This window comes from Gilliamella sp. Gris3-2 (assembly GCF_001690345.1).
Classification (GTDB): Bacteria; Pseudomonadota; Gammaproteobacteria; order Enterobacterales; family Orbaceae; genus Gilliamella; species Gilliamella bombi.
This window is the reverse complement of the sequence record NZ_LZHB01000035.1, coordinates 1-12,875: the sequence shown is the minus strand read 5'-3', so window position 1 is coordinate 12,875 and position 12,875 is coordinate 1. Positions and strand designations below refer to the sequence as shown.

At 30.4% G+C, this 12,875-nt stretch carries 10 protein-coding genes and 2 pseudogenes; 7 read left to right on the top strand and 5 right to left on the bottom strand.

Features of this window, described 5'->3' with window-relative positions; translation table 11 throughout:
• Together A9G32_RS05760 and A9G32_RS05755 are read left to right on the top strand one after the other, a co-directional pair.
• Window positions 1-1,574: phosphoethanolamine transferase (locus A9G32_RS05760; protein WP_081296769.1), on the top strand; the 1,574-nt coding region annotated here is incomplete at its 5' end.
• Window positions 1,575-1,743: 169 nt separating this feature from the next.
• Window positions 1,744-2,510 (top strand): IS5 family transposase gene (locus tag A9G32_RS05755; protein WP_255306788.1). Its coding sequence is split into 2 segments (ribosomal slippage): window positions 1,744-2,350 and window positions 2,350-2,510, totalling 768 coding nucleotides; the frame shifts between segments, so codons are not numbered across the junction.
• 21 nt (window positions 2,511-2,531) lie between these two features.
• Here A9G32_RS05755 and A9G32_RS05750 read toward each other — a convergent pair.
• On the bottom strand, window positions 2,532-3,497 hold the full coding sequence (locus A9G32_RS05750) for a glycosyltransferase family 8 protein (RefSeq protein WP_081296768.1): 966 nt from the start codon (window positions 3,495-3,497) through the stop codon (window positions 2,532-2,534).
• Window positions 3,498-3,647: 150 nt separating this feature from the next.
• Here A9G32_RS05750 and A9G32_RS05745 point away from each other — a divergent pair, with 150 nt between their 5' ends.
• Together A9G32_RS05745 and A9G32_RS05740 are read left to right on the top strand one after the other, a co-directional pair.
• On the top strand, window positions 3,648-4,625 hold the full coding sequence (locus tag A9G32_RS05745; RefSeq protein ID WP_065639718.1) for a glycosyltransferase family 8 protein: 978 nt from the start codon (window positions 3,648-3,650) through the stop codon (window positions 4,623-4,625).
• Window positions 4,626-4,644: 19 nt separating this feature from the next.
• Entirely contained in the window at window positions 4,645-5,712 is a 1,068-nt protein-coding gene (locus A9G32_RS05740; protein WP_065590646.1) for a glycosyltransferase, read from the top strand.
• Window positions 5,713-5,747: 35 nt separating this feature from the next.
• Here the strand turns inward: A9G32_RS05740 and msbA (A9G32_RS05735) are convergent, their stop codons facing one another.
• The 4 genes and pseudogenes from msbA (A9G32_RS05735) to A9G32_RS12565 form a co-directional block, all read right to left on the bottom strand.
• Entirely contained in the window at window positions 5,748-7,520 is a 1,773-nt protein-coding gene (msbA, locus tag A9G32_RS05735) for a lipid A ABC transporter ATP-binding protein/permease MsbA (protein ID WP_065590645.1), read from the bottom strand.
• Window positions 7,521-7,548: 28 nt separating this feature from the next.
• A complete protein-coding gene (gene msbA, locus A9G32_RS05730; protein ID WP_065590644.1) occupies window positions 7,549-9,285 on the bottom strand; it encodes a lipid A export permease/ATP-binding protein MsbA in 1,737 nt (578 codons plus the stop codon).
• Between the two features lie 129 nt (window positions 9,286-9,414).
• Entirely contained in the window at window positions 9,415-10,479 is a 1,065-nt protein-coding gene (locus A9G32_RS05725; RefSeq protein ID WP_065590643.1) for a glycosyltransferase family 2 protein, read from the bottom strand.
• A gap of 156 nt (window positions 10,480-10,635) precedes the next feature.
• Window positions 10,636-11,013: pseudogene (locus A9G32_RS12565) on the bottom strand (IS3 family transposase); the annotation flags it as partial.
• 47 nt (window positions 11,014-11,060) lie between these two features.
• On the opposite strand from A9G32_RS12565, the pseudogene A9G32_RS05715 reads away from it, so the two are divergent.
• From A9G32_RS05715 to A9G32_RS05705, 3 genes and pseudogenes are all read left to right on the top strand, one after another.
• A pseudogene (locus A9G32_RS05715) lies at window positions 11,061-11,874 on the top strand (integrase core domain-containing protein).
• Between the two features lie 51 nt (window positions 11,875-11,925).
• A complete protein-coding gene (locus A9G32_RS05710; protein ID WP_065589596.1) occupies window positions 11,926-12,183 on the top strand; it encodes a transposase in 258 nt (85 codons plus the stop codon).
• Window positions 12,183-12,875 (top strand): IS3 family transposase (locus A9G32_RS05705; protein ID WP_065640654.1); only part of this gene is annotated, 693 nt, incomplete at its 3' end. The genes A9G32_RS05710 and A9G32_RS05705, both read left to right, overlap by 1 nt.

The following is a 12,875-nucleotide window of genomic DNA, read 5'->3' as shown; positions in this document are numbered from 1 at the left end:
TTTTTGTTTTAACTAAACAAAAAGTTCTTATTACTTTATATTTTACAATTATTTTTATTGCATACAATAAAATAAATATAAATAATTTAACTAATATTAGTTATACATTATTAATTTATTTATTTTTTCTAGTAATTTTCCCTAAAACAAAATGGATAAGATTACCTATATTTGGAATCTTCAATTTCATTTTAGCAATTGAGTTCTTTTTTAATTTAAAATATGGTTATATCTCTGATTCTCTTTTGAAAACTGCTTTAGAAAATGATACAAATCAAAGCTATATAATGATAAAAAATGAATTTCTATCAATCATATTGCCTTCTTTTCTTTTCTCGATAATTTATACTTATTTCGTATATAATAAAATAAGTATATCTTTTAGGAGCAAAATATTATATTGGTCTATAATCTTTATCTGTTGCTTTTTCTTATTTAAAAACACTTTATACTATTATTTATCAGATAAAAGACATATTGTTGAGTTTGAAGTTGATCCATTTTTTTCTTTAAATAAGTATATACGAGTAAAATATCCTGTTGTGATTGGGAACACTACCATATTAATAGTTGATTACTTAGGATTCTCCGAAAAATATACAAATGTTGTTCAACATGAAAAATTCAATTCTTCGATAATTGACACAAATGACTTAAATACCTATGAAAAATATAAAAATATAATATTTATTTTGGGTGAATCAGCATACCGTGGTAGACATAGTACTTATGGATACAAAAAAAATACAACGCCAGAAATGCAAAAAATTTTCACGCAAACTAATAGTTGTATAATAAATGAAGTACATTCTCCTGCATCAATTACAAGAGATGCTGTGCCAATGTTATTTTCATTCGCAAAACCGCAAAATGAAACTCCCTTATTAGATGAAAAAAATATAATTGAAATGGCTAATTTTCAAAATTATAAATCTTACTGGATATCTAAAAATGGAGAATCCGGCCCACACAGTAGCAAATACTCTATTATAGCAAAATTAAGCAATATCTTTATCGAAAATCTGAAAGATGATCTAGAACTTCCACAACAATTGATTGAGACAGGTTTTCAAAATAATGAGAAAAATTTTATCGTTATTCATTTAGCTGGAAGCCATAAACCTTATAAACTTGGTTACGATGAACTAGATGTGTCAGCCTTACCCGAAGGAGACGACTATGATCTTACTATTCACCACACAGATCGAGTTATAAAACAGATTTATACAATACTAAAAGAAAAATTGAATGATTTCATCCTAATTTATACGCCAGATCACGGTGAAATTGTCAATTTAGGACATGGACTATTAAGAAAAACAAAAGAATTTAGTAACCAATTTGAAATTCCTTTAATGATATATTCAACATATGATGATTATCCTTGCCAAGAAGTTGAAAGTTATCGTAACGATGAAAATATGATAAACACATCCAATCTTGTGTTTTTATTAAGCAAATTACTTGGTTATTCTGTAAACATCGATCAATCCTTTATTAAAAACGATTTGATACTATCGGTCGATGGACAATCATATGAATATCAGACTATTATAAAACAATATCAACCATAATTGTTTTATGCCTTTTTAATAAGTAAAGCTGCTTGTTAGATTATTTTAAATCTGTTTTCAACAAATCATACAAACTTATTAGGGCGTGTTGATCTTTCGTGATTATTTTTTAGACGGCATGATGTGAGTTATAATAATTCAGCCAAAAACAACCATAACTCGATTCATCATGCCAAGAACAATGCTAACAGATAAACGGTGGGAAAAGCTACTACAAATAATGAAAAATACCGGCCGAGTTTATAATAAATCCGAGCATCGGATGACGTTTGAAGGGATCCTTTTCCGAATGAGAACCGGAATTCCTTGGCGAGATTTGCCAAAAGAGTTTGGTGAATGGAGCACCGTCTATAGACGATTTAATTTGTGGTCTAAAAAAGGAATATTAGTTGATATTTTCAAACATTTATTACAACTAGCGGATTTTGAATGGGTGTTCCTAGATGGCTCAATTATCAGGGCTCATCAACACAGTACAGGCGCTGCAACGGAGCATTGTGAGCAAATAGGTCATAGCTGTGGTGGTAATTCAACTAAAATTCATCTTGCGGTTGATAGTGGTGGTTTGCCTATTTGTTTTGAGCTTTCTGAAGGACAACGACATGATATCACTTATGCAGAAAACCTAGTTGAAAAGCTCGATGAAGTCAATACAGTGATAGCTGATAAAGGTTATGACAGCGAGCCTTTTCGGTGCTTTGTTCGTCAAAAAGGCGGACGAACGGTGATTGCTAAACGTAATTATGGTAAGGATATAGATAAAAGCAGTATGGATAGGAGAGGAGCCTTTATCGCTATCGTCATTTAGTCGAGAATGCCTTTGCTAGAATCAAGCAATATCGTTCAATATCAACTAGATACGATAAGTTAGAAAGGAATTATGCCAGTATGGTATCACTGGCATTTATGTTAATGTGGCTGCCAATGTATTGTTGAGTAATTTATGTACAGCAAAGATCAACAGCCCCTAAACAAATAAAGATAATAAAACTTTAATGCTGTGGCAATCCTTCCTTTTTTAAAGCTGAATTTAGCATAATGACGTAGCCAAGATCTTTTTAATGCTAAGGGACGTTTAGTAGTTTTCCATGGAGATAACTTAAAATATATTTTAAATAATTCAGAATCAAATGTTTGGTACCATGGTTTATATCCTGAAACATAATGCAATAATACAGTATATGGTGCAATTGACTGTTCTTCTTTACAAGAAATTGAAACCTGAATTTTAGTATTATATTTAATTGGTAAAAGTAAAGTTTTATTTTCTAATAAAATATTTAAAACATCTTGATCAGCAAAACGATAAACATTTCCATCGTTTATCATATTCATGCACTGTTCAGTCATATTGTTTATCGCCCATTGTTTAGTGTTTATAAGTAAAACACCTGCATTAAAATATTTTTCTGCGTCAATTGAGTATAAATCTTTTATAGTATTTTTCATTACGTTATCATCAGGTATAACACCCGCGATATTATCCTTTAATTCAGTATTGTATAATGCGTCGATCCGTTTTAAACATAAAATATCACTATCAAGATACAAGAATTTTTCTGTTTCATCTTTCAATACATCAGGAATAATAAATCTAACACATGACATTGCAGATAAATAGCCTAAAACTAATGTTTCTGAATTAATTCGAAAATTACTGTTGAGGTAATATATTTTTATTGTAGTTGTTGCACTTACCAACTGTTTAAATTTTTCCAAATTAGCTGGAGATATTTGATCTGTAAATAGATGAAAGCATAAATGTATATCAGGATTATTGCAGATAACTGAAGAAATAGTAACGCCTGCTGGCATTGCATAATTATCATCGAATGCTAGCGCTATGTGCCTCATATCTAAGTTTTTTTCTTCTAATACTTTAAAAACCTGAACTCCACTGATGTATTTATTTGAGTTAAACATTTATTACTTTTAGTTAAAGGACTTTCTTATATTCTAAATAAAATATAATCATGTGTAAATTTATTTAATTTTACTCAATTTTTTAATCTATATTTTAATAAGGATTAAATATATAATTAGCCATATATTTTTAATATCTAAATCATCTACATGTTTAACGTTAATAAATTTATTGATCAAATAAAACCTCTTTTTAATAATTATGATCCTAAATACTCAACACTTAATATTGCTTTAGGATTTGATGATAATTATGCAATTCCTGCGGGGATTGCGATGTTATCAGTAATAAAAAACACGCCAAGCTATAATCTAAGTTTCCATTTATTTATTGACCAGGTTTCCGAAATCAATCTTGATAAATTCAAAAAATTAAGTAGTAATAACGTTTCAATTACACTCTATTATTTGAATAGTAATTTCATAATTAATCCCAAAACTTTAGTTTTACATATTGCTACAATATCAACTTGTATTCGTTTTATCATGCCGAAATTATTAGAAACCATAACTGATAAACTAATTTATCTTGATAGTGATGTAATATGTTTACAATCATTAGCTAAAATAGCTGAATATAACATTGAAAATTATATTGCTGGAGTTGTTAGTGACACAAAAGATATGCAACAGACAATTAGCAGAATGTATCATATCGATTCAACTAGATATTTTAATGCCGGCGTTCTTATAATAAATACAAAAAAATGGTGTGAAGAAAATATTTCAGAAAAAGCACTTGAGCTAATTAATGATGGAAATATATATAAATTCGCAGATCAAGACGTTTTAAATATTTTGCTAGAAAAGAAAACACTCTTACTTCCTATAAAGTTCAATACAAAAATAAAAATTTCAATTGATGCTCATCAAGAAAAAAATATTAGACCTTATACAGTAATTTTGCATTATATTTCACAAAATAAGCCTTGGTTTAAAGTCTATCAATCTGAAATCTTCAAGCATTATTTTCAATTATCACCATGGAAAGATGAAGAGTTACCTTTGAGTGGAGACAGTTCGTCAATAAGAAATTATGCTAAATACTTAATGAAGCATAGAGCTTATTACAAAGCTATTTACTATTATGGTGTTTACTTAAAATATAAGTTATTCTTAAAAAAATAATTATTAATAAAAATATTATATGATAAATAATAATGCTCCTATTTCGATAATTATACCTTGTTATAATGTAGAAAATTACATTGCTAATTGTCTGGACTCATTAATTCATCAAAGCTGTTTACCCGAAGAAATTATTTGCATAGATGATGGTTCAACTGACGATACACTATTAATTATCCAAAAATATTCATCAAAATTCGATTATATAAGGATTATTCGCCAGACAAATCAAGGAGTTAGTGCTGCTAGAAATAAAGGTGTAGAGCTAGCAACTAGTAAGTATATTTTATTTATCGATTCGGATGATATTCTAAATACAAATCTATTTTATCAATTTAAATATTCAATAAAGACCGAACCTAACTTAAATGTATTTTACTTTGACTATACAACTTTTAAGGTTAACCTACCCATAGATGCAACAAATAAAATTATGGATATAGAGCCAACAGTTTTTAAATCGGGTACAGAATTACTAAATTATTTATTAGAAAAAGTAAATTACTCTGGTGTAGTATGGAGATACATTTTTAAACGGCAACTATTCACAAAAAAGTTTAGTGGAACTAATCATGAAGATCATTTGGTATCACTTGCTATTATGACTAACGCAAAAACATCCTATTATTTTAATAATAAGGATGCACATTTTCACCGAGTTCGCTCTTCCTCGTTATCAAATTTCTGTATTGATAGTATATATACTGAAACTTTAAGAAATGTTTTAAAAAAATGTATACAACAAATTAATGATTTACCATTATCAGATAAAGCAAAACTCAATTATATTTTGGTTATGAATGTAACTTATTTAGAAACTATTTTAAGATCCAATATAATTAAAGCAAAACAAGAAAAAGATGCAATAATTAAGGAATTAGGTTTATTGAAAATATTAATTCGCATTTATACAAACAACAAACCTAATGTTATAAGAAATATTTTCTATATCTTAAAATTCTTAAAACAACACGATTGTTTTCTTCCAACGAAAAAAGCACTATTAAAATGCGCAATTACCAAACGATATCCAAAATTAGATATCAAAAAAAATTACCAGCAATATTCTTCATTAGATAAATTTTAGTAATTACTTATTAAATCAAAATGTTAAAAAATTAATTAATCGTTAAAATTACTTTTATATAACTTTGTATACATACCGTTCATATTTAATAATTCAGAATGAGTTCCCTTTTCAATAATTCGGCCTTCATTCATAACTAGTATCTCATCTGCATTTTCAATAGTCGACAATCTATGAGCAATGACAATAGACGTTCTCCCCTTTTGTAATTCATCTAAAGCTTTTTGTATTGCTCGTTCTGATTCAGTATCTAAAGCAGATGTAGCTTCATCTAAAATAAGGATCGGATTATCTCTCAATAAAGCTCGAGCTATTGCAATACGTTGACGTTGTCCTCCCGATAACAATACACCATTTTCGCCAACTAATGTGTTAAAACCTTTATCAAACTGTTTTATAAAATCATAAGCGTTAGCTTTTTTGGCTGCCTCTTCGATTTGATGCTGGGAAAATTCGCCGAATTTACCATATGCAATATTATTCGCAATTGTATCATTAAATAAATGAACATTTTGAGATACTAACCCAATCTGATTTCTTAAACAATATAAGGTAAACTCCTGTATATTAACACCATCTATAAAAATCGTACCCTGTGAAACATCATAAAAACGAGTAAGTAAACTTGCTATCGTAGTTTTACCTGAACCTGAACGTCCCACTAAAGCGACTGTTTTACCAGCAGGAACAGAAAAACTAATGTTTTGTAAGGCCAAATCATGTCTAGTTTCATAACCAAATGATACATTTTTAAAAACAATATTTCCTTTTACTTTTTCAATATTTAAAGAGCCATTATCATTTTCTATTGGCTGTTCTAATATGGCAAACAATGTTTGACAAGCGGCCATACCTTTTTGAAACCCCGCATTTACACTAGTTAAACTTTTGATTGGTTGCATCAAAGCAACTAATGAAGAAAAAACAACAGTAAATTCCCCTGGAGTTATATTCAAGTTGGGATTGCTTGCAGTTAATAATACAAATGCAATGGCAAAAGAAATAACGACCTGAACAATTGGTGTAGATAATGCAGAAACAGAAACCAACCTCATGCTGTCGCGCCGGAATTTATTACTTACTTTGTCAAAACTTTGGGATTCTTCCTCTTGAGCTCCAAATATCACTATTTCTCTGTGTCCTTTTAGCATTTGCTCAACAGCCATAGTAACACTGCCCATTGAGTTTTGCATATTTTTAGCCAAGCGTCGAAACTTAACCGAAATAAACGTTATTAGTCCAATAACTATTGGAGTGATGATAATTAAAGACAAAGACAACTGCCAGCTATTGTAAAACATCGTATAAAATAAGCCGCAAATGAATGCTGACTCACGAATAATAGTAATTAAAGCATCCGATGACGATGCTGCAACTTGGTCAGTATCATAAGTAATTCGTGACAACAAACGACCTGTTGAGTTTTGATCATAAAAACTAACAGGGGCATCTACAAAATGACTAAATAGCCTTTGTCGAATGTTCATCACTATTTTACCCGAAATCAATGACAGAAAAATAGAATAACCATAATTTGCAATCCCTCGTAATAAAACTAATCCAAAAATATAAAAAGGTGCCATCAATAAAAAATCTTGATCATTCATTGAAAAACCGCGATCAAGTAATGGGCGCAGTAAAGCAATCAATGAGGTATCAGCAAAAGCACTGGCAACAAGTAAAATAACAGACAAGAATAAAATAAATTTATGCTCTGCAATTAATGGCCATAGTTTTAAAAAAGTTCTCCATGTTGATGAATCTTTATCTAAATGATGTTGATATTTAGGTTTACTTGGTTTAGTCATATCATCTATTATCTATTTTGAATTATGTTTAAGAATTAAATTGCATTTTATGCATTTGAGCATAAATTCCACCTAAATTGATTAATGATTGATGGTTTCCATCTTCAATAACCTTTCCATCATCAATAACTAAAATTCGATCTGCTTTTTCAATAGTAGATAGACGATGGGCAATTATAATTGACGTTCTGTTTTTTTGTAGAATTTCTATAGCATCTTGAACAAGTCGCTCAGATTCATTATCTAATGCAGAAGTAGCCTCATCAAAAATTAAAACTGGATTATCACGCAATAAAACACGGGCAATTGCAATACGTTGCCGTTGACCACCAGATAACAAAATGCCATTATCACCGACTTCAGTATCTATCCCTTTTTCCAACTTATCAATAAATTCAATTGCATTAGCTAGTTTAGCAGCTTTAATTATATCATCTCTACCATGCAAATCTTTTTCACCGTAAGCAATATTTTCAGCAATTGTTCCATTAAATAAATGTACATTTTGAGAAACATAACCAATTTGCTTGCGTAATGAGCTCAATGTATATTCCTTAATATTTATAGAATCTAATAATATTTCACCGTGTGAAACATCATAAAAACGAGGAAGTAAACTCGCAATTGTAGATTTACCTGCACCTGAACGACCTACTAATGCTATCGTTTGCCCAGCCCTAATTTTTAAAGAAATATTATTAAGTGCCGGTGTATGTCGAGTAGGGTAAGTATAAGTTACATTTTTAAACTCAATATCCCCTTTAACTTTTTCAGCAACAATAATGCCATGATCATCCTCTAATGGAGAATTCAAAAGATCAAATAATGATTCACAAGCAATCGCTCCTTTTTGCAGCTCAACATGCAAACTTGTTAATTCTCGTAAAGGGCGCATAACGGCAACCATTGCAGAAAAAACTACAGTAAAAGATCCTGGAGTAATATCTAAATTTTGGCTAGCAACTAGATAAAGAATAAAACCCAATCCTAAAGTGGCAACCAACTGAATAATCGGAGTAGACAATCTGGAAACCACTTCTATTTTTAGCATTCCTCGCCTAACACAATCTGTTATGTAGCTAAAATTACGTTTCTCATACTCTCTAGCATTGAAGATCAAAATTTCTTTATGTCCTTTCAACATTTCATCACTTGCTGTGGTAATTTGTCCCATTCCTTGTTGCATTGATGCAATTGTTTGCCTAAATTTTTTAGCAATAAATTGTGCAATAAAAATGATCAATGGAACTAAAATAATAAGCACTGAAGCTAATTTCCAACTTCCATATAACATAACTATGCATAATCCGATCGCATATGTTATCTCTCGAATAAGTATGATTAATGCATCAGAAGAGGCTTTTGATAACATTTGAGTATTAAAAGTTATAACAGAAACAAGATCACCAACAGATTGTCTATCATGGAAACTTATAGGACTTCTGATTAAATGATTAAATATCATTTGCCGAAATTTAGTTACTACTTTTCCAGATAACCAAGAAAGACAATACGTGGATATGTAATTAGATAAACCTCTTAGCAAGATCAAGCCAATAATTGCAATCGCAATTATAATTAATAGAGAATAATTCTTATCCATTAGTCCATGATCAAGCAACGGTTTGGTGAGTGATATTAAAGTTGCATCTGTAGCCGCATTTAACAAAAGTCCAATAACTGCAACAATTAATGCTTTTTTATATGGACTTATAAACGGCCAAAGTTTCTTTAAAGTCGTAATTGAATTTAGTTTTTGAGACATAATAAAGTATTTCAATAATAAAATTACAGAGCATTATACTATAAATAGAAACTTACTCGTTAATTTTATTGTAAGCTTGATAAAATAAGTAAATGCAGAAATAAAAACATAAGTAACAACAATTTTGTATTATTTTTTTACTTTTATTTTAATACCTAAAAAACAAATAAAATAATATTTATTTGCATTCCAAATACCAAACAAGCGCTGTCTCTTCGTTAAAAATAATTCATTTATTTCACCTATTTTATGATATTGCTTATTAGATAATAAAATTAAATAACGATCATTAGGGAAATGAAATTTAAGATTAAATAGATTAGCAATCTTGGTCGACTTATTTAAAGCAAGTACCCTTTCTTTTTTTGGTAAGCGACGTAAAGACTCATAAATTTTTTGTTGAAACAAATCAACTAAAATAGGTTTAAATTTATCAAATAAATTCCATTTAAAAACGAAATGAAGTAAATGCTCAAAACATAATAACGAATCTAGTTCATGTAAAGTTTTATAATAAACTTTACTCTTTTTATTATGTTGACTCATTATTGAGCCACTTCTTATAAGATAATTATAAAACCTTTTATTCACAAAAAATGCAGAATTACAAACCAAAGCATAAGACCAAAAAAACGGATTATCTTCATACCAAAGCCCGTCAGGAAATTTAATATCATATTTCTTTATTATTGAAAGTTTATATATTTTATTCCATGCACAGACATCCATATTTGCTATAACATCATTCGATAAGTTAACTAAACCTGTATATTTATGTTCAAAATATCGTTCGTCCTGAATTCGAGCGACATTATTTTCAAAAACGAGCCGCGTAGAAAAATAAACAAGGTCTACTGTATCTACGTTGAAATATAACAACGAACTTTCATAGGTATTTAATTCAATAAAATCATCTGAATCGACAAAAGTAATATACTTACCTTGGGCATTTTCAATGCCAACATTTCTTGCTGAAGACAAGCCCCCGTTATTTTTACTAATAATTTTAATCCGTTTATCTTTCTCAGTATACTTTCTTAAAATATCAAGCGAATTATCTGTCGAACCATCATTTACACAAATTATTTCAATATTTTTGAAAGACTGATTGATAACACTATCTAAACACTTAATCAAATATTTTTCAGTGTTATATACTGGAATAACAACTGAAAGAATTGGTAACCTTTTCATTTTTTTATTATTTTATTAAATAATGATTATAAATTAAATTCAAAATTTTATCAATATTCCATGAAATAGATAAATGAATTTTAATGATAAAAATGGTATCGGCACAATATACAAATAGTGTAACTTCCCCCTAAAATAGAGATCCTCGCCAAAATATTAGACAGTGCGCACCTCTATCATTTTTTCGTTTTGGTAATATTGTTGTTCATATTGTTCAGATGATACCCAACCATTGACTGAATGACGGCGTATCCGATTATAATAGATTTCAATATATTCAAATAGTGCTTTATTAGCCTGCTTCCTCGTTTTGTAGTAATAGTCATGAATAATGTGTGTTTTGAGTATATGAAAAAAACTTTCAACAACCGTATTATCAAAGCAGTTGCCTCTTCGACTCATGCTTTGCCTTAGCCCATATTGTAACAATAATTGCTTGAAATCATCACTGCAATATTGGCTTCCTTGGTCACTATGAATGAGTACATTTTTAGGAAATTTACGCCGAAATAAGGCTTGCTTTAATGTATTACATGTAGGATTTACGAGTATTGTTTACAGTAATTTGAGAAACTACTGTAATGAATATACATAAAAAAACAAAACTAACGCCTTATCACAGACAAGAGATATGGCGCTTATATCATAAAGAAAAAATAACGGTCACTGATTTGGCAAAACGCTTTATGGTCAGTCGGCCTACCATTTATAATGTACTAAAGAAAGCCCGATTGAAGCTTTTTGTGCCTTTAACCAGTAAGAATGAACGTTATAAAACCATTCGTTATGGAATTAACCGTCTGGTTAAAGTCGAAAAATCGATTGAAGATAAATTAAGGCGGCAAGCTAAACGTTATAACAAAACCTATCTGGGAGAAATGCTACACGTTGATACCAAACGTTTACCTTTACTTAAAAATGAAACGAAACAGCAAACTAGAGAATATTTATTTGTCGGTATTGATGATTTTTCACGTGAGCTTTATGCGGGTATTTACCCTGATAAATCCCAATTTAGCGCAGCACAATTTTTACAAAACGATGTGTTAACCCAATGTCCTTATACTATTGAATGTGTTTATTCCGATAATGGACGTGAATATCAAGGCACCAGCGAACACTTATTTGTTAAAACATGTAACAACCACCGTATTAATCAAAAATTCACCAAACCCGCCTGCCCACAAACGAATGGGAAAACCGAAAGAGTGATACGAACTTTGAATTGCGATGTGGCATAATCAGCATATATTTAGCGATTCAATAGATAGAAAACAAAAGTTTAAACGCTTTATTAATTTTTATAATACCGTTAAACCACATAAAGCGATTTCAGGGAAAACGCCTTATAAGTTTTTGGAGGATTATTTTAACTGTAACTATCCCCTAAAATAGTACAGCAAAAAGTAGAAAATTCTCTATGATAAAAGAAAAGGGGATTTAATTATGAAAAAAATGACTGAACATCAAATTGTCGCTATTTTAAAAGAAGCTGAAGCGAGTATTCCGGTTAAAGAACTGTGCCGTAAATATGGCATGGGTAATTCAACTTTCTATAAATGGCGAGAAAAATACGGCGGAATGGAAACTTCGGATATCAAACGCTTAAAGGAGCTGGAGGCTGAAAATCGCAAGCTTAAGCAGATGTTTGCCGAACTGAGCTTAAAATCCCAGCTGCAGGAAGAAATCATAAAAAAGCTTTAGTGCCCACAAAGGCACGTAAAACGTGGGCACAGCAACTACAACAAAATCATTCGGTTACTATTGCTATGAGTTGTGCCATTGTTGGCTTAAGCCGTTGTGCTTACTATTATCAACCTAAGTTACAGGATGATTCGGTGATTGTTTCGGTATTGAATGCTATCACAGACCGGCATTTACGCTGGGGCTTTCCTAAATGCTTTAATCATATCAAAAAGCTCGGCTATAAATGGAATCATAAACGGGTATATCGGGTGTATTGTGAATTAAAGCTTAATCTCAGGATAAAGCGTAAACAGCGCATTCCTCCACGAAGCCCAGAAAGGCTATCAGCACCCAATAAACAAGGTGAATGCTGGTCAATGGATTTTATGAGTGACAGTAGTCGTAATCAGCGTCGCTTTAGGACATTCAATGTCATCGATGACTTTAATCGTGAGGCGTTAGGGATTGATATTGCAGTAAGCTTACCAGCAGGAAGGATTACCCGTTACTTAGATAAACTGGCCGAATATCATGGGTATCCATTAAAAATACGGGTCGATAATGGGCCAGAATTTACCGGAAAAACCTTTATAAACTGGGCTAAATCACATGATATAACCATTGATTATATCCAGCCCGGTAGCCCTTATCAAAATGGCTATATTGAACGATTTAATCGTACCTATCGTACTGAAGTACTCGATTTATAT